16 protein-coding genes are annotated in these 17,012 nt (G+C 64.9%); 7 read left to right on the top strand and 9 right to left on the bottom strand.

The genetic code is table 11. From position 1 onward, the window contains the following. Positions 1-4 precede the first annotated feature (4 nt). From LPA35_RS00660 to LPA35_RS00645, 4 genes are all read left to right on the top strand, one after another. A complete protein-coding gene (locus LPA35_RS00660) occupies positions 5-511 on the top strand; it encodes a peptidylprolyl isomerase (protein WP_121507002.1) in 507 nt (168 codons plus the stop codon). Between the two features lie 27 nt (positions 512-538). Beyond that, a complete protein-coding gene (locus LPA35_RS00655) occupies positions 539-1,330 on the top strand; it encodes a UDP-2,3-diacylglucosamine diphosphatase (RefSeq protein ID WP_228894432.1) in 792 nt (263 codons plus the stop codon). 36 nt (positions 1,331-1,366) lie between these two features. Beyond that, on the top strand, positions 1,367-2,191 hold the full coding sequence (locus tag LPA35_RS00650; protein ID WP_218299281.1) for a zinc-dependent peptidase: 825 nt from the start codon (positions 1,367-1,369) through the stop codon (positions 2,189-2,191). An 838-nt stretch (positions 2,192-3,029) separates the two neighbouring features. Continuing rightward, complete coding sequence (locus tag LPA35_RS00645; RefSeq protein ID WP_228894430.1) at positions 3,030-5,021, top strand: hypothetical protein; 1,992 nt, start codon at positions 3,030-3,032, stop codon at positions 5,019-5,021. A 210-nt stretch (positions 5,022-5,231) separates the two neighbouring features. On the opposite strand, the gene LPA35_RS00640 is transcribed toward LPA35_RS00645, so the two are convergent. Together LPA35_RS00640 and mdeB are read right to left on the bottom strand one after the other, a co-directional pair. After that, positions 5,232-5,465, bottom strand: coding sequence for a hypothetical protein (locus tag LPA35_RS00640; RefSeq protein WP_055393558.1), 234 nt, complete (start codon positions 5,463-5,465; stop codon positions 5,232-5,234). Between the two features lie 136 nt (positions 5,466-5,601). Continuing rightward, the gene (mdeB, locus tag LPA35_RS00635; protein ID WP_228894423.1) at positions 5,602-8,265 is read right to left on the bottom strand and encodes an alpha-ketoglutarate dehydrogenase; all 2,664 of its coding nucleotides are present in this window, start codon (positions 8,263-8,265) and stop codon (positions 5,602-5,604) included. A 103-nt stretch (positions 8,266-8,368) separates the two neighbouring features. Between mdeB and LPA35_RS00630 the strand changes: the two genes are divergently transcribed. Further along, entirely contained in the window at positions 8,369-8,842 is a 474-nt protein-coding gene (locus tag LPA35_RS00630) for an Lrp/AsnC family transcriptional regulator (protein ID WP_055393562.1), read from the top strand. Here the strand turns inward: LPA35_RS00630 and LPA35_RS00625 are convergent. Beyond that, entirely contained in the window at positions 8,790-10,061 is a 1,272-nt protein-coding gene (locus tag LPA35_RS00625; protein ID WP_176885405.1) for a methionine gamma-lyase, read from the bottom strand. The genes LPA35_RS00630 and LPA35_RS00625 overlap by 53 nt on opposite strands. Positions 10,062-10,188: 127 nt before the next feature. On the opposite strand from LPA35_RS00625, the gene LPA35_RS00620 reads away from it, so the two are divergent. Next, on the top strand, positions 10,189-10,656 hold the full coding sequence (locus LPA35_RS00620) for an Lrp/AsnC family transcriptional regulator (protein WP_008903283.1): 468 nt from the start codon (positions 10,189-10,191) through the stop codon (positions 10,654-10,656). A gap of 27 nt (positions 10,657-10,683) precedes the next feature. On the opposite strand, the gene LPA35_RS00615 is transcribed toward LPA35_RS00620, so the two are convergent. From LPA35_RS00615 to LPA35_RS00590, 6 genes are all read right to left on the bottom strand, one after another. Further along, positions 10,684-11,580, bottom strand: coding sequence for a DUF3014 domain-containing protein (locus LPA35_RS00615; protein WP_228894422.1), 897 nt, complete (start codon positions 11,578-11,580; stop codon positions 10,684-10,686). A gap of 150 nt (positions 11,581-11,730) precedes the next feature. Further along, positions 11,731-12,402: an alpha/beta hydrolase gene (locus LPA35_RS00610; protein WP_055393569.1), complete on the bottom strand. Its 672-nt coding sequence runs from the start codon at positions 12,400-12,402 to the stop codon at positions 11,731-11,733. A gap of 38 nt (positions 12,403-12,440) precedes the next feature. Beyond that, positions 12,441-13,283 carry a class III extradiol ring-cleavage dioxygenase gene (locus tag LPA35_RS00605; RefSeq protein WP_228894421.1) on the bottom strand — a complete coding sequence of 281 codons (843 nt, stop codon included), beginning with the start codon at positions 13,281-13,283 and terminating at the stop codon, positions 12,441-12,443. A gap of 145 nt (positions 13,284-13,428) precedes the next feature. Continuing rightward, the gene (gene arfB / locus LPA35_RS00600; RefSeq protein ID WP_228894420.1) at positions 13,429-13,845 is read right to left on the bottom strand and encodes an alternative ribosome rescue aminoacyl-tRNA hydrolase ArfB; all 417 of its coding nucleotides are present in this window, start codon (positions 13,843-13,845) and stop codon (positions 13,429-13,431) included. 30 nt (positions 13,846-13,875) lie between these two features. Next, complete coding sequence (gene aroQ / locus LPA35_RS00595; protein WP_010460374.1) at positions 13,876-14,352, bottom strand: type II 3-dehydroquinate dehydratase; 477 nt, start codon at positions 14,350-14,352, stop codon at positions 13,876-13,878. Between the two features lie 235 nt (positions 14,353-14,587). After that, a complete protein-coding gene (locus LPA35_RS00590) occupies positions 14,588-14,941 on the bottom strand; it encodes a hypothetical protein (protein ID WP_055393575.1) in 354 nt (117 codons plus the stop codon). A gap of 172 nt (positions 14,942-15,113) precedes the next feature. On the opposite strand from LPA35_RS00590, the gene LPA35_RS00585 reads away from it, so the two are divergent. Then, positions 15,114-16,937 (top strand): glutamine--tRNA ligase/YqeY domain fusion protein, encoded by a 1,824-nt coding sequence (locus tag LPA35_RS00585; protein WP_228894419.1) that lies wholly within the window; start codon positions 15,114-15,116, stop codon positions 16,935-16,937. Positions 16,938-17,012: the final 75 nt, after the last annotated feature.

Here is a 17,012-nt window from a genome sequence, read left to right as displayed (position 1 = left end):
TGCCATGAGCAACCCCCAGGTCGAACTGCACATCACCGGCTACGGTGTCATCACCCTCGAACTCGATGCCGCCAAGGCCCCCAAGTCGGTCGAGAACTTTCTGGCCTATGTGAACAAGGGCCATTACAACAACACCATCTTCCACCGCGTGATTCCTGGCTTCATGGTGCAAGGCGGCGGCTTTGAGCCCGGCATGACCCAGAAGGGCACTGACGCGCCCATCGAAAACGAAGCCAACAATGGCCTCAAGAACGCCAACTACACCGTGGCCATGGCCCGCACCAGCGACCCGCACTCGGCCACCGCCCAGTTCTTCATCAACGTGGCCGACAACGGCTTCCTGAACCATACGGCCCCCTCGGCCCAGGGCTGGGGCTATGCCGTGTTCGGCAAGGTCGTGTCGGGCACCGACGTGGTGGACAAGATCAAGGCCGTGAAGACGGGCCGCAAGGGTTTCCATGACGACGTGCCGAAGGAAGACGTTGTGATCGAAAAGGCTGTGGCGCTTTGATCGCACTCTGATCTGACCGCGATCTCCGTGACCACGACCGTGCCCCGGTTCGAGGAGCTTGTCGCTCCATCGCACTGGCGCACGGTCGATTTCATTTCGGACCTGCACCTGCAGGCCAGCGAGCCCGCCACAGTGGCCGCTTTCGAGCACTACCTGGCCACCACCACGGCCGATGCCCTCTTCATCCTGGGCGACCTGTTCGAGGTATGGGTGGGCGATGACGCCATGGGGGAACCTGGTAGTTTCGAGGCCGAAGGCTGCGCCGCCCTGCGGGCCGCCGCGCAGCGCCTGCCCGTGTACTTCATGCACGGCAACCGCGACTTTCTGGCGGGCCCGGGGTTCCTGGCGCAGTGTGGCATCACTGGCCTGGCAGACCCCACGGTGCTGGTGTTTGGCGGCCAGCGCTTCGTGCTCAGCCACGGCGACCTGCTGTGCCTGGACGATGTTGAGTACCAGCGCTTTCGCGTGCAGGCCCGCAGTGCCGAGTGGCAGCAGCAGTTTCTGGCGCAGCCCCTGGCCACACGTCGCGCGCAGGCCCGTGGCATCCGCCAGGAGAGCGAGGCACGCAAACAGTCGGGCGTCACCTATGCCGACATAGACGGCCCGGCCGCCATCACCTGGCTCCAGGCGGCCCAGGCGCATACGCTCATTCACGGCCACACCCACCGCCCCGCCGACCATGTGCTGGAGCCCGGCCTGCAGCGGGTGGTGCTCAGCGACTGGGATGCCGCTGCACGACCGCCCCGCGCGGAAACACTGCGTTTGTCGCAAACGGGCTTGGAACGGCGGTCCCTGACCCCCAAGTACTCGCGATCCTGAACTGCGCGGGGTTTCACCACCCGCTGCCTGATCGCCATGCCCCCTCTTTTCCATCGGCTCTGGAGCCGCGTCCGCGCCACGGTGGCCCCCGTGCCCGACATCTCGGCCACGCTGTGGCTCCAGACCCTGCAGCGTTACCCGTTTCTGGCGGCGCTCTCGCTGCACGACCAGTCCAAGCTGCGCGCCTTGAGCGCCCTCTTTCTGCACCACAAGGAGTTCCACGGCGCCCACGGCCTGGTGGTGACCGACGCCATGGCCATCGACATTGCAGCGCAGGCCTGCCTGCCCCTGCTGCATTGGGGCGACCCGGCAAAGGCGCTCGACTGGTACGACGATTTTGTCGGCATCGTGCTGCACCCTGGCGAAGCCGTGGCACGCCGCCAGACGGTGGACGAGGCCGGCGTGGTGCATGAACACACCCAGGTGCTGCTGGGCGAGGCCATGGAGCGCGGCCCCATCATGCTCAGCTGGGAGCACGTGGCCAATGCCACCGAGAACACGGCACGCGGCCACAACGTGGTGGTGCACGAGTTCGTGCACAAGCTCGACATGAAGAGCGGCGAACCAAACGGCTGCCCGCCCTTGCCCGCAGGCTTCATGGGGACACGCACCGGACGCGCCGCCTACGAGGCCTGGTGGGCCGCCTGGGAGCCAGCGTACGAGCAGTTCCGCGAGCGTGTGATCCTGGCCGAGCGCTTTGGAGCAGAACGCCCCTGGCTGGACGCCTACGGGGCCACATCACAGTCCGAGTTTTTTGCGGTGGCCTGCGAGGCGTACTTTGTCAACCGCGAGCGTTTTGCACAGGAGTTTCCGGCGCTGATGCCGGTGCTGGATGCATTTTTCTGCCCGCCTGTGCGCTAACCCCACAGCCATCTCAAAATCCTCATGCCAATTGGGAGGGCCGGGTGTTTTAACGTATGCCCGCCTGCCGTAACCGACAGTTACTTGGCCGCTGTCATACACAGCCCATAAACTCGTCCCGTCATGTATCGTTGCCCCGACATCACCGATAGGACTTAGAGCGGCTAACAAACTCAGCGAAGCGGTTCTGGCTAGCGTTGCGTCGCAGGCTGTACGAGCAGTACGACAAGACGCGGCAACCACGCCAGAAGAGTTTTGTTAGCCGCTCTTATGCAAACAGGGATGCAACAACCGCCTTGTCTTGAGGCGCGCTGTTTGCCTGGGCACTGCTTTGCGAAAGTCAAAACCGAAATTCGCGATAGGGAGCTTCATGCCCAACACCGCATCCAAGGATCGACTGCGACGCATTGGCCTGCTTGCTGCATTGGGAGTCCCCGTGGTCGCCGCGTCTGGGGACAGCTCTTCTGACACCCCTACCTCAGCGCTAGCGCCGCACTCGCGACGGCCCGCTTTGGAGTCAGCCTGGATGAGATGGCGGTGACCAACTTCCCCTCCTATGCGTTTTCATCGGGCTGATGGCCAGTCTGCGACTCTGACCCAACATTTTCATAGGATTTTTATGCAAAGCAAACCACGCACCCCACACCGAGCCCGCTGGAGGCTGCTGGCCTCGCTGGCAATCCCTGTGCTTGCATCCTGCGGCGGGGGTTCCAGCGATACACCAGCCCCGCCACCGCCGCCCGCCACAGCCCTGTCCTTGTTGGCAGGTAGCACCGACGGCCCGGGCAACCAGGATGGCACCGGGGCTTTCGCAAAAATCAGCGTCGAAACGGGCGGTATGGCGCTCACCCCCGCGGGCGATGTGCTGATGGCAGACACCGGCAACAACACCATTCGCAAACTCTCCCCCACCGGGCAGCTCACCACAGTCGCAGGCGGCGGCCCCACACGGAGTGGCGCGAGCAGCACCGAGACGCGCTACCTGGACGCCGCAGGCACAGCATCCCGTTTCAACGCGCCGCTGGCCGTGGCGGTGGATGCGGCGGGCAACGCCTACGTGGCCGACGCCGGGAACCACCTGGTGCGCAAGATCGATGCATCCGGCAACGTCACCACGCTGGCCGGCCAGGTGGGCGTGTGTGGCAATGCCGACGGCACCGGCACGGCGGCTACGCTGTGTAGCCCCACCAGCATTGCCGTGGACAAGGATGGCAATGTCTATGTCTCTGAATGGGCACCTTTGACGCAGACCCTGCCTGCCGAGCCCACGGGCAACCCCATCCGCAAAATCACACCAGCCGGTGTGGTCAGCACCGTGGTGTTCAAGGTCAGCCAGATTCCGACGCCAGGACAAGGGCGCAACAACCCCGCGCGCTTCTACCCGGTGCAATTGGCGACCGACTCCGCCGGGGCCTTGTACGCCGCCGATCCCAACGACCATGTGGTGCGCAAATTTGCGCCCGGTGGACAGGCCACGGTGCTCTCAGGCACCGTGGCCCAGGGCAACGCTGGCCATGTGGACGGTTCGGCATCAGCGGCCAAGTTTGGCGAACTGCAAGCCATTGCCATAGACCGCTCCAACCGGATATTTGTGCTGGACAGGCACCTGGGCACGCCGCTGCGCGAGATCGCTGCCGATGGTTCCGTCACCACCGTGCGGCGCGCAGCGGACTGCGCCTTCGGCGCCGATGGCCTGCCGCCTGCCTTTTGCGCTGCCAAACGCCTCGCGGTGGATGCCCAAGGGCGCTTCCTCGTCACCGAAAACAGCGCGTCCAGCAGCTTCCAAAGCTACGCACTGATCCACCGCTACCCCCGCGATGGCGCTGCCGACTTGAAAGTGGGAACGGCACCCGGTCCTGGCTGGGCCGATGGCAGCGGGAGCACAGCCCGGTTTGACGGCCCGGGGGCGCTGGCCGTGGGCAAATCAGGCACCCTGTATGTGCGCGACCGCAACAATGCAGCCATTCGAACCATTCAGCCGGATGGCATGGTGGGCACCCTGGGCAGGGTTAAAAACCCGTGCTCGCAAATCACGGGGCCAATCAACGAAGTCGCCTTCTGCGGCCCTGAAGCACTCACCGTGGATGGTGCCGGAAACATCTACTCGTACTCTCTCAAGCGCATCCTGAAGGCCACGCCCGCAGGCAACGTCGCAGTTTTTGCCGACCTGTCCGCTCAGTTGAATGCCATCCCAGCATTTCTGGATCTTGGCATCACGGGCCTGGTCGCCGACGATGCGGGCACCTTGTACGCATCGTCGCTGCAAGGCGTGATCTTCAAGATCAGCCCGACCGGTGCCGTCAGCCTGTTTGCAGGCAACCCCAACGCACGGGGGCATGCAGACGGCCCTGCCGGTTCGGCGCTGTTCTCGGCGCTGGGCCATATGGTGCTGGACCCTGCGGGCAACCTGTATGTGGTCGATGGGCGCTACCACAACATCACGGGCGTGGGCCCCACCATCCGCAAGATCACCCCCGCAGGCAGCGTGAGCACCGTTGCAGGCCGCGCGGACATGCCCCCCGGGCTGGTGGATGGCCCCGTATCGTCGGCGCAACTGGCCGTGGACACAGGCGCGGCACTCTCCGACTCTCAGGCCCACCTGGCAGCCGACGCAAAGGGCAACGTCTATGTGACCGATCCGCGCCACCATGTGGTGCGCAAGATTGGCGTCGATGGCCAGGTCAGCACGCTGGTGGGCAAACCCTGGGGCCAGGGATTTGCGGCAGGAGACCTGCCCGGCCTCATCGACGAGCCCTGGGGCCTTGCCGTGCGCGACACCACACTCTTCATCTCCACGTCCAACGCCGTGGCGGCCGTCAAACTGCCCTGACCATGTGGCTGCGGCCCCTGAGGCACCGAAGGGGCCAAGGTGCAAGGCCCTTTGGTGCCTTGCAGTCGGCATGGCGGGTGGGCGCTGCAAAAAAGCAGTTCCACGAATCAGTGTCGGCCCTGGCGCCCGTTGGTATTGCGTTGGCCGCTATAAAAAACAAAGCACTTCAACACCTGCTGGATGCCTGACGGATTCAGGCCCGACAACGCTTCAGGCCGACAGCGCCTGCTCGACCGCCAGTTTGGCTTCTTCCAGACTGCTGAAAAACCGTGTGGGCTGGGGCATGGCCTTGGGCAGATGGGGTGGCGCCGGCCACAGGCGCTCATCCATCCAGACCGCCGTCCAGCCGCCAATGTCCTTGCGCTTGATGGAGCAAAGTGCTTGTCCATCCATCATGGCTGTCCAGGTGGTCGGCGGGTTGTGGTCCCAGGTGACGTGTGTCATGGCGCCCTCTCGCGGTTGCTGGGCCATTGTAGGAAGCCTGCGCCGAATTGGGCAACGGCATTCACCCACCCCACCCTGGCGGCGGAATTGCGAAGTCGCGGAACGACAGCAGGCGCCCACATGGCGCCCGTGTTCGTCAGCCAGCGGCCATCGCGCGTCGTGCAGCTTGGGCCACGCTGGAAGCGTCTACGCCAAAAAATTGGCGCAGTGCAGCGCGCGTGTCGCTGCGTCCAAATCCGTCCGTGCCCAGGGTCACATACTTGCGGCCCTCGGGGACAAGCGCCCGCACCGTCTCGGGCACGGCGCGCACGTAGTCGGTGGCTGCAATCACAGGCCCGCGTGTTGGGGCCAGCTGCTGTGTCAGCCATGCGGATGCAGGCGCGGATTCGCCCGCCAGCCAACGCTGCTCGCACGCCACACCATCGCGCGCCAGCTCGCTCCAACTGGTCACGCTGAGCACGGTTACTTCCACGCCTTCTGCGGCCAGCAGTTCGGCGGCCTTGACCACCTCGGTCAGGATGGCGCCAGAGCCCATCAGGGTGACGGATTTGGATGAAATCGTGCTCTCGCGCTTATCTATCAAGCGCGAGTAGCTCTTAAAAACATAGCAACCACGCAACACACCTTCTGCTGCACCGGCGGGCAGGTCGGGCTGGGCGTAGTTCTCGTTCATCAGTGTCACGTAGTAGAAGACGTCGCGCTGCTCGGTCACCATTTCGCGCATGCCAGCATCGATGATCACGGCCATCTCGCCTGCGTAGGCCGGGTCGTAGGCCTTGCAGTTGGGGATGGTGGCGGCCACCAGGTGGCTCGATCCATCCTGGTGCTGCAGCCCCTCGCCGCCCAGCGTGGTGCGGCCCGAGGTGGCGCCCAGCAGGAAGCCGCGCGCGCGCTGGTCGGCAGCCGCCCAGATGGCGTCGCCCACCCGCTGGAAGCCAAACATGGAGTAGTAGATGTAGAACGGCAGCATGGCCAGGCCGTGCACGCTGTAGCTGGTGGCCGCGGCCGTCCAACTGGCGATGGCACCTGCCTCGCTGATGCCTTCTTCCAGAATCTGGCCGTCCAGCGCCTCGCGGTAGCTCAGCACCGATCCGATGTCTTCGGGCGCGTAACGCTGGCCCACGCTGCTGTAGATGCCCACCTGCTTGAACAGGTTGGCCATGCCAAAGGTGCGCGCCTCGTCGGCCACGATGGGTACGATGCGCGGGCCCAGCGTGGCGTCCTTGAGCAAGGTGCCCAGCATGCGCACGAAGGCCATGGTGGTGCTCATCTCCTTGCCATCGGCCTGCAGCGCGAACTGGGCGTAGCTGTCGATGGCAGGCACGGGCAGCGCCGCGCAGGTGGTCTCTCGGCGCGGCAGGTAGCCGCCCAGCGCGTCGCGGTGGCTGCGCAGGTAGCGCATCTCGGGGCTGTCTTCGGCAGGTTTGAAGAAGGCGAGGCTCGTAGCCTGCTCGTCAGACAGCGGCAGGTTGAAGCGGTTGCGGAACTCGATGAGGTCCGTCTCGTCCAGCTTCTTCTGGCTGTGCGTGGTCATCTTGCCCTGGCCGGCCGTGCCCATGCCGTAGCCCTTCTTGGTGTGCGCCAAGATCACCGTGGGCTGGCCCTTGTGGGCGCTGGCTGCAGCGTAGGCGGCGTGGATCTTTACCAGGTCGTGCCCACCGCGCTTCAAGCGATCAATCTGCTCGTCCGTCATGCCCTGGGCCAGTGCCGCTAGCTCGGGGTTCTGGCCGAAGAAGTTGTCGCGGTTGAAGCGGCCGTCCTTGGCAGCAAAGGTCTGCATCTGGCCGTCCACCGTGCCTTCGAGCGTGCGCACCAGCGCGCCGGTCAGGTCGCGGGCGAACAGGCCGTCCCAGTCGCTGCCCCACACGAGCTTGACCACGTTCCAGCCCGCACCCGCGAACAGGCGCTCCAGCTCGTCGATGATGCGGCCGTTGCCGCGCACCGGGCCGTCCAGGCGCTGCAGGTTGCAGTTGACTACCCACACCAGGTTGTCGAGACCCTCGCGCGCAGCCAGGGTCAGGGCGCTCATGCTTTCGGGCTCGTCCATCTCGCCATCGCCGAACACGCCCCACACCTTGCGCTGGCTGCAGTCGAGCAAATTGCGGTGCGTGAGGTAGCGCATGAAACGCGCGTGGTAGATGCTGCTGATGGGGCCGATGCCCATGGAGCCGGTGGGGAACTGCCAGAAGTCCGGCATCAGCCACGGGTGTGGGTAGCTCGAAAGGCCTTGTGCGCCCGCAGCCGGAGCGGTCAGCTCCTGGCGGTAATGCATGAGATCTTTTTCGGACAAACGCCCTTCGAGGAATGCGCGGGCATACACGCCCGGCGCGCTGTGGGGCTGGAAGAACACCAGGTCGCCCCGGTGCTGGCCTTCACCCACACCCTCACGTGCACGGAAGAAATGGTTAAAGCCGCTCTCGAACAAGTCGGCCGCGCTCGCATAACTGGCGATGTGGCCACCCAGTTCGCCATACGCCTGGTTCGCGCGCACCACCATGGCCAGCGCGTTCCAGCGCACGATGGAGGCCACGCGCTCTTCGACGGCCAAGTCGCCGGGGAACACGGGCTGGTCCTGTACCGCCACAGTGTTCACGTACGGCGTGTTCAGGTCGGGCTGCCAGCCAATCCGCTGTGCGCGCGCCACCCGCACCAGCTCTTGCAGCATGTGCCGCGCCCGCTCGGGGCCTTCGGTGGCGACCAGGGCCAGAAAGGCGTCGCGCCATTCGGCGGTCTCCTGGGGGTCAGTGTCGGCCAGGGCATCCTGGGTATGGAGCAGATGGGAAGGCAAGGGGGCATTCATAGGAGCACACTCTAGAGGGATTTGCAAAAAATGTGATGCCGAATCGCGAAAATTGGCCATCTATAGCAGCACAATATTCCACCAAAACCCAATATTGCAGCACATGAAGCTTGACACCACCGATCTGCGCATACTGGCCGAACTGCAGGCCGATGGCTCGCTCTCCAACGTGGAGCTGGCCCGGCGCGTGCATCTCTCGCCGTCTCCCTGCCTGGCACGCGTGAAGGCACTGGAGACCGAGGGTGTCATCGCCCGTTATGTAGCGCTGGCCAACGCCGCCGCACTGGGGCTGGGACTGAACGTGTTCATCAGCATCAGCCTGAAAAGCCAGAGCAAGGAAGCGCTGGCCGACTTTGAACAACGGATTGCCGAGCACGATGAGGTGATGGAGTGCTACCTGATGAGCGGCGACTCCGACTACCTCATCCGCGTGGCACTACCCGACATTGCGGCGCTGGAGCGCTTCATCGTCGAACAGCTTTCCCCCATTCCAGGGCTGGAGAAGATCCGCTCCAGCTTCGCGCTCAAGCAGGTGCGTTACAAGACGGCGCTGCCGCTGCCGCAGTCTTCCCCGTAGTGGGCTCGGCCTTGAAATCCAGCGCCTGCACCAGGTCCAGTGCCTGGCCAATATCGGCCAGCAGGTCATCCAGGTCCTCCAGGCCAACCGACAGGCGCACCAGCCCTTCGGCAATGCCATGGGCGGCACGCTGCTCGGGCGTGTAGGTGGAATGAGTCATGCTGGCCGGGTGCTGGGCCAGCGTCTCGGCATCGCCCAGGCTCACGGCGCGGGTGACGAGCTGCAACGCGTCCATGAAGCGCACGCCCGCCTGCAGGCCACCACGCAGCTCAAAAGCGATCATCCCGCCCATCTGGCGCATCTGCTGCTTTGCCAGCGCGTGCTGGGCAAAGCTGGGCAGGCCGGGGTAGTGCACGGCCGCCGCAGCCGGGTGGGCGGCGATGAACTCGGCCACTTTCTGAGCGCTCTGGCAGTGGCGGTCCATGCGCAGCGCCAGCGTCTTGAGGCCACGCATCACAAGGTGCGCGTCCTGCGCCGACATCACCGCGCCGGTCATGTCTTTAAGACCATACAGGCGCACACGCTGGGCCAGTTCTGCATCGGCAAACACGGCCGCGCCTGCGGTCAGGTCACCATGGCCACCGAGGTACTTCGTCATGGAATGCACGCTCACATCGGCACCCAACAGCAGGGGCTGCTGCAGGTAAGGCGTGCAGTAGGTGTTGTCCACCACCACCTTGGCGCCCTGGGCGTGGGCCAGGGCCGAAACGGCGGCAATGTCCACCAGCCGCATGTTGGGGTTGGCCGGGGTTTCCAGGTAGACCACGCGGGTCTTCTGGCTCAGCGCGGCGGCCACGTGGGCCGGGTCGGTCATGTCCACATGGCGCACGCTCACGCCAAAGCGGCCCAGCCCGTGGTGCAAAAACGAGAAGGTGCAGCCATACAGCGTAAGGTCGGCCAGGATTTCATCGCCCGGCTCCAGCATGGACCACAGCGTGGCCGTGATGGCCCCCATGCCCGAGCCGAACACCACGGCGCCTGCGCCCTGCTCCAGGCTGGCCAGGCGCCCCTCCAGCAGCGCCAGCGTGGGGTTGGCGATGCGGGTGTAGAAGTAGCCGGGCTCCTCGCCTGCAAAGCAGCGCGCGCCATAGGCCACATCGGGGAAGGCAAAGGTGGCCGAGGTGTGGATGGGCGGCACCAGTGCGCCCTGGTGGTCGGCCGGGTTGTAGCCGTGGTGGATGGCGCGGGTGCTGAAGCCGGTGGCGGATGTGCGGGTCATGGTGGTCTCCTTGGAATAGAGAGATTCTTCAACCCATCAACGGGTAAGTTTTCGCCTTATTTGCCCTTCATACGATCAAAGAAGGCAAAATTTGCCTTAAATCGCCCAATCTGCAGGACACACTGCCATGCACCCTCATCCGCTCGACCCCGTGGACCGCACGATCCTCAACGCCCTGCAACGCGATGGTCGCGCCACCGTGGGCGATCTGGCCGAAGCGGTTTCGCTGTCCACCTCCCCGTGCTGGAGGCGCGTGCGCGCGCTGGAGGATGCGGGCGTGATTGCGGGCTACCACGCCCATCTGCACCGCCAGCGTGTGGGCTGGGGCGTGCTGGGCTTTGTGCAGCTGGCGCTGCACGACCACACGGCTGACACCACATCGGCCCTGGAGCGCGAGGTCATGGCGATGCCCCAGGTGTTGTCGTGCCACAACCTTTCGGGCCGCTACGACTACCAGCTGGAGGTGGTGGCGGCCGACCTCGCATCGTTTGCCGACTATGTGCGCACCCATGTGCGCAGCCTGCCCGGCGTGCGTGAGATTTCCACGAGCTTCTCGCTCAAGGAGGTCAAGCGCACCATGGCACTGCCGCTGTAGCCGCCGCGCAGCAACCACTCACATCCTTCACCGTTGCGGGAGCTGCAACTCGCTGGTTGCCACGCGCTTGCGCAGATCACGGAGCAGCGCTTTCGCGCGCGCCTGGTTCGCAGGCCCCATCCGCACCAGAATTTTTTGCCCGCTGGTGAGCGATTCGAGTGCCGGGTCCACAAACTCATAGCGCACCCACGGGCGCAGGTTGGGCACATCGGTGTTGACGGGCGTGAGCTTCACGCGCAGCGGGCTTTTGGGTTCGGGCGCCAGCAGCAAGTGGTCCAGTACGGCCACCAGGCGGTCGTTGAAGTAGCGCTTGGGGTAGCCCAGCTCTTCATACGCCTGCTGGAACAGCGGGTACAGCCGCGCATACAAGGCCACGGCAGGCTCCAGGGGCACGGCTTCTGCAAAAGTCAAAAAGGCGCTGTAGCGGGCCGCATTGGTGGTGGCAATCGTGGTGGGGGCATCGCCCTCGCCGTCTACCACAAAGCGCTGCGGCATGGGCTGTACCGGCCACATGCGCGACGGGGCCTGGGCGCGGCCCAGGTTGTCTACCGTGGCCACCACGCTGCGGACAAAACCTTCGGTCAACAAGAACGACGCGACCTTGTCGCTGCCCAGCAATTCGGCCAGCAACTCCGCCACTCGCTTGTCGGATTCAGCCAATGCGGGCAAGGCGGTGTCTGCCGGGGCCAGCGCATCCACAGGGTTCTGGGGACCCGATGCCTCGGGCATGGGCGGTGGGGCCACGGGCGCTTCGGGTGCGCTGGCCACGGGGGGCGGCGCACCCGGGGCCTCCACCGGGCGCAGCCAGAACCACCAGGCGGCTCCAGCGCCGACCGCACAGGCCAGCACGGCGGCAATGATCCACGGTGTGGAGGATGCGCGCGGTGGCACGGGGCGGAACTCGGCGGTTTCGTTTTCAGGCATCGGATCTCCTTCAAGACGGGAACAACCCTTGTCCGAGTGGCTGCGGCGCAGGGCGTTCCCTACCAATCCCCCTTGGGGATCTGCTTGATTGGAAACCTGCTGGATGAGGCGCCGGTAACGCGATGTAGACCGCGCCCCGGAACCCCGCGACTAAAACGCCGTTGGCGTTGTCGACAGCGACTCCAGCCACGCCACCGTGGCCGCCAGCTCAGAAGGTCGGATCTCGTGCGCGCTGGGGAACTCGTGGTACGTCACCGTCACCGGCAGCGGCGCCATGTGGTGCGCAATGGCCTGCGCGTGGGCCAGGGGGATCACGTTGTCGTGCGTGCCGTGGCTCAGCCACAGCCGTTTGCCCCGCAGCGCGTCGGCGGGCGCACTCAAAGGCACCACCTGCTGCAGCAGCCGGCTGTGCCACACCAGCGCGGCCTGCATCAGCGCGGGCCGGGTCAGCAGCAGCGACAGCGCCATGATGCCGCCCTGGCTGAAGCCGCCCACCACCACGCGCTCGGGCGGAATGCCCAGTTGCTCGGCGGCAGACTCGACCGCCTGGGCTACCAGGGCTCGGCTTTGCGCTTCCTGCTCTTCGTTGATGGTGCGCTCGCCACCGGGCTCGATGGAAAAATCAAACCACGCGTGCGCGCCCGGCCCCATGCGAAACGGTGCGCGCAGGCTGAGCACGTGGAACCGATCCGGGATCTGCGGCGCCAGGCTGAACAGGTCCTGCTCGTTGCTGCCCACGCCGTGCATCAGCACCAGCAGCCAGGGGCGGGGGGTGGTGGAAGCAGCGGGTCGCTGCAAAAATGTGAGCGGTAGATTGAGCATAGACAAGCGCCAGCGGCATTTTTAGCTAAAAAACTTACTTAAACCGCCCGTCCTGCGACAGGCTCCAGGGCAAAAGCATCCATCGACAGCATGCTGTACATCACCTCGCGGCTCAAGTAGTTTGCGTGCAGATCGTCGCCCGCCGCGCCCAGCGCGAAGAAGATGGGCAAGAAATGGTCTTCGGTCGGGTGGGCGCGGCTGGCATGGGGGGCCTGGGTACGGTAGTTGAGCAGCGCGGCCATGTCGCCACGGGCCAGCGCATCCTCGATCCAGCGGCTGAATTCCAGCACGTAGGGCGCGGGCGCACGCTCGCCGCCAAAGAATTCGGCCAGGTTGTGCGTCATGCTGCCGGACCCCACCACCAGCACGCCCTGGCTGCGCAGGCTGCGTAGCGCGGCACCCAGTGCATACACATCGGCCGGGCCAGCGCCCACGGGCAGAGCCACCTGCACCACGGGCACATCGGCCTGCGGGAACAAATGCATCAGCGGCACCCAGGCGCCATGGTCAAAGGGGCGCGCGGCATCGCCCTTTGCGGCCACACCGGCGGCCTGCAGCAAGCCCAGCACCTCTTGCGCCAGCGCAGGCGAGCCTGAGGCGGGATATTGCAGCTGGTACAGCGCGGGCGGGAAACCGCCAAAGTCGTGCCACGTGGCGGGCTGCGGGCCGGTCATGACCTGGGCAGAACGCGCCATCCAGTGCGGCGACATGATGACCACACCCCGCAGGCCAGGATACTGCGCCTTGAGGCTTTCACCCCACTGCGTGAGCGCGGGGCCGGTGGTGCCAGCATCGATGGCAAACAGCGGCGCGCCGTGCGATACGAACAAGGCGGGAACCACAGCGGGCGCAGTGAGAGGGGCTTGGGCAAAGGCAGTCATGGCAATTCCATCCGTGAATGCAATGAATGTAGGACTGATAGCACCTGATACCAAGCCCTGCTGGCCGGACAGATTGTTCTACAAGTGATACCAATGCGCCATGGACGATGGCCGTGGAGATACCCACCACACAGGGAGCCCCGGTTCAAGACCCGTCGCGCACCCTGCCCCGCAGTGCCTTGGTCTCGCTGCGCTGGGTCTTGCCCTCCAGCCGCCGCTGTTTCGACCCGTAGGTGGGTTTGGTGGCGCGCCGCACCCGGGGCGGCACAGCCACAGTGTTGACCAGCGCGTTCAGCCGCGCGAGCGCATCGGTGCGGTTTTGCTCCTGGCTGCGGTACTGCTGGGCCTTGATGACCACCACACCCTCTTGCGTGATGCGCGTGTCGCGCAGGGCCAGCAGGCGCTCTTTCACGTCCTCGGGCAGCGACGATGCTGCCACGTCAAAGCGCAGGTGGACGGCGCTTGATACCTTGTTGACGTTCTGCCCACCCGCGCCCTGGGCGCGCATGGCGGTGATCTCCACCTCGTCCTCAGACACCTGCAGGGGCAATGGGGGATTCATTTATCTATCTACCCCCTTGCCCGCCCCGCGTCAGGCCGCAGGTTGTTGGGCCAGCAACTGCGCCAGGCCGTCAATCGCCAGGCCATAGCCCAGCACGCCAAAGCCACACATCACCGCCTTGGCGGCTGCCGCCATGTACGAATGGTGGCGAAACGCCTCGCGCGCATGCACATTGCTGATATGCAGCTCAATCAGCGTGATGCCCGTGCCCTTGGTGGCATCGTGCAACGCGATGCTGGTGTGGGTGTAGGCCCCGGCGTTGATCACCACGCCTGCCAGCTCGCCCGCTGCGTGCAGGCGGCCTGCCTCGTGAATCCAGTCCACCAGTGCGCCTTCGTGGTTGCTTTGGTGAAAGCGCAGCGCAAAACCATGGCGCTCGCACGCATCGGCGCACAGCTTTTCGACATCGGCCAGCGTGGCCGCTCCATACACAGCGGGCTCGCGCGTGCCCAGCAGGTTCAGGTTGGGGCCATTCAGGACAAAAACGGTTTTTTTCTTCACAGACATGCGGCACTCCGGGGGCGTTGCGCCTGCCACGCTGGCAGGCCAGAGTGCGCGATTATGCGGCGCCCCGCGCGCACCGTGCGCGCGCCAAAATTCCCGCGTCAAAAGAAAAGCGGCCCCGAAGGGCCGCTGTAAAAGGCAGCCTGTGCAAAGACGCTGCCTGTGAGCGACTGGCGCCCAAGAGGTTGGTTACACAACGCGGCAACCCGGTCAGGCTGCCAGCGGATCAGACCAGGGATCAACGATCCCAGCGGCCGTGGCCATACCCATGGCCATATCCGTGGTGGCGGTGGTGCCGATGGTGGCGGTAGCCGCGATCACCGTAGTACACGACCGGGGGCGGTGCGTAATACGCGGGGGGAGGCGCGTAGTACACGGGCCGAGGGGGCGCGTAATAAACGGGCGGGGGCGGTGCCACATACACCGGGGCGGGGGCGTAGTAGCCATTGCTGGCCCCCACCACCACGCCAGGCACGCCAATGCCAACCGACCAATTTACGTCGCGGGCCTGGGCTGCGCCCGTGCCGGCCAGCAATGCCAGCGCCACGCCAGCCGAAGCGGCCATGGCATAGATAGAACGGGTTTTCGTCATGGAAATCTCCTGTTTGAGCGAGGGCAGCCAGCCAAATGGACTCACCTCACCGGTACATAACGCACCAAGTAGGCAAAAGGATGGCACAAAATCGTCTTTACGTTGTGTCTGGACGTATACGCGCCTGTTTCTATGCGTAAACCATCACGAAACCGGCGCCTAAAATGGCTGTATGAGCACCCCCTCCCCCGCCAATACCGCCGCCACTGCAACTTCTGCGGCCCCTGAAACCGTCAAGCCCAGCAACTTTTTGCGCCAGATCATCGAGCATGACCTGGAAAAAGGCACCTATACCAACCGCCGCTGGGCAGGCACCCCCGGCGACGCCGCCCACCACGCCCAGGGCGAGCCCGACCCCGCCAAGATCCGCACCCGCTTCCCGCCCGAGCCCAACGGCTACCTGCACGTGGGCCATGCCAAGAGCATCTGCATCAACTTTGGCCTGGCGCGCGACTACGGCGGCATCTGCCACCTGCGCTTTGACGACACCAACCCCGAAAAAGAAGACACCGAATACGTCAACAGCATCATCGACGCGGTGAAATGGCTGGGCTTTGACTGGAACGGCGCACCCGACGCCGCTCCCTACCAGGCCAGCGACTACTTCGACTTCATGTACCGCGCCGCCGAGTACCTGATCGAAGCCGGCCATGCCTACGTGGACGAACAGACGGTGGAGCAGATCCGCATCAACCGGGGCGACTTCAGCAAGCCCGGCGTGGACAGCCCCTTCCGCAGCCGCACCCCGGCCGAAAACCTGGCCAAGTTCCGCGAAATGCGCGACGGCCAGCACGAAGATGGCTCCATGGTGCTGCGCGCCAAGATCGACATGGCCAGCCCCAACATCAACATGCGCGACCCGGCCATCTACCGCATCCGCCGCGCCACCCACCACAACACGGGCGACACCTGGTGCATCTACCCCATGTACACCTACGCGCACCCCATCGAGGACGCGCTGGAGCAGATCACCCACAGCCTGTGCACGCTGGAGTTTGAAGACCAGCGCCCCTTCTACGACTGGCTGCTGGAGCGCTTGACCGAAGGCGGCCTCCTGGCCAGCCCGCCCCCCCGCCAGTACGAATTTGCGCGCCTGAACCTCACCTACGTCATCACCAGCAAACGCAAGCTCGCCCAGCTGGTGTACGACCACAAGGTCAGCGGCTGGGACGACCCCCGCATGCCCACCATCGTGGGCCTGCGCCGCCGTGGCTACACGCCCGCCTCCATCCAGACCTTTGCCGAACGCATCGGCGTGACCAAATCCGACAGCTGGATCGACTACAGCACCCTGGAAGGCTGCCTGCGCGAAGACCTGGAGCTGAAAGCCCACCGCGGCATGGCCGTGCTCAACCCCGTCAAGCTGGTGCTGACCAACTGGGACGACGTGATGGGCGCAGGCCACCTGGAGCCCTGCAGCCTGCCCGCCCTGCCCCACCCACCCGAAGGCGTGGAAAGCCCCGTGCGCCACTTCACCATCGGCAAAGAAGTCTGGATCGAGCGCGAAGACTTTGAAGAAGTGCCCCCCAAAGGCTACAAGCGACTCTTCCCCGGCAACAAGGTGCGCCTGAAGGGCGGCTACGTCATCGAATGCACCGGCTGCACCAAGGATGCTGACGGAGTCATCACCGAAGTGCTGGCCACCGTGGTGCCCGACACCAAGAGCGGCACCCCCGGCGCCGACAGCGTGAAGGTGAAAGCCGCCATCACCTGGGTGGGCGTGGCCGACGGCGTGAATGCCGAAGTGCGCATGTACGACCGCCTGTTCCTGGACGCCCACCCCGACGCGGGCGGCAAGGACTTCATCGAAAGCCTGAACCCGAACAGCCTGAAGGTGGTGACCGCCATCGTGGAGCCGTCACTGGCCAATGCCAAGCCAGATGACAAGTTCCAGTTTGAGCGGCATGGGTACTTTGTGGCGGATCGTATTGACCACAAGGTAGGGAAGCCGGTGTTCAACTTGGCGGTGGGGTTGAAGGATTCGTGGGGGAAGTGATTACCTCCTGATTGGAAAGAAGGCCAGCAAATTTCTATATTTGCTGGCCGTTTTCTTTTGGACTGATGACAGCTT

This window comes from Acidovorax sp. Leaf73 (genome assembly GCF_916855635.1).
Classification (GTDB): domain Bacteria; phylum Pseudomonadota; class Gammaproteobacteria; order Burkholderiales; family Burkholderiaceae_C; genus Acidovorax; species Acidovorax facilis.
Note: the sequence above shows the minus strand (reverse complement) of the source record. Positions and strands in the feature narration are given on the sequence as shown.

Coding starts and splice junctions, on each gene's coding strand:
- LPA35_RS00605 (WP_228894421.1), bottom strand. CDS start 13,283: ATGACTGCCTTTGCCCAAGCCCCTCTCACTGCGCCCGCTGTGGTTCCC.
- LPA35_RS00590 (WP_055393575.1), bottom strand. CDS start 14,941: ATGACGAAAACCCGTTCTATCTATGCCATGGCCGCTTCGGCTGGCGTG.
- LPA35_RS00645 (WP_228894430.1), top strand. CDS start 3,030: ATGGCGCTCACCCCCGCGGGCGATGTGCTGATGGCAGACACCGGCAAC.
- arfB (WP_228894420.1), bottom strand. CDS start 13,845: ATGAATCCCCCATTGCCCCTGCAGGTGTCTGAGGACGAGGTGGAGATC.
- mdeB (WP_228894423.1), bottom strand. CDS start 8,265: ATGAATGCCCCCTTGCCTTCCCATCTGCTCCATACCCAGGATGCCCTG.
- aroQ (WP_010460374.1), bottom strand. CDS start 14,352: ATGTCTGTGAAGAAAAAAACCGTTTTTGTCCTGAATGGCCCCAACCTG.
- LPA35_RS00625 (WP_176885405.1), bottom strand. CDS start 10,061: ATGACCCGCACATCCGCCACCGGCTTCAGCACCCGCGCCATCCACCAC.
- LPA35_RS00650 (WP_218299281.1), top strand. CDS start 1,367: ATGCCCCCTCTTTTCCATCGGCTCTGGAGCCGCGTCCGCGCCACGGTG.
- LPA35_RS00585 (WP_228894419.1), top strand. CDS start 15,114: ATGAGCACCCCCTCCCCCGCCAATACCGCCGCCACTGCAACTTCTGCG.
- LPA35_RS00615 (WP_228894422.1), bottom strand. CDS start 11,580: ATGCCTGAAAACGAAACCGCCGAGTTCCGCCCCGTGCCACCGCGCGCA.
- LPA35_RS00660 (WP_121507002.1), top strand. CDS start 5: ATGAGCAACCCCCAGGTCGAACTGCACATCACCGGCTACGGTGTCATC.
- LPA35_RS00610 (WP_055393569.1), bottom strand. CDS start 12,402: ATGCTCAATCTACCGCTCACATTTTTGCAGCGACCCGCTGCTTCCACC.
- LPA35_RS00640 (WP_055393558.1), bottom strand. CDS start 5,465: ATGACACACGTCACCTGGGACCACAACCCGCCGACCACCTGGACAGCC.
- LPA35_RS00620 (WP_008903283.1), top strand. CDS start 10,189: ATGCACCCTCATCCGCTCGACCCCGTGGACCGCACGATCCTCAACGCC.
- LPA35_RS00630 (WP_055393562.1), top strand. CDS start 8,369: ATGAAGCTTGACACCACCGATCTGCGCATACTGGCCGAACTGCAGGCC.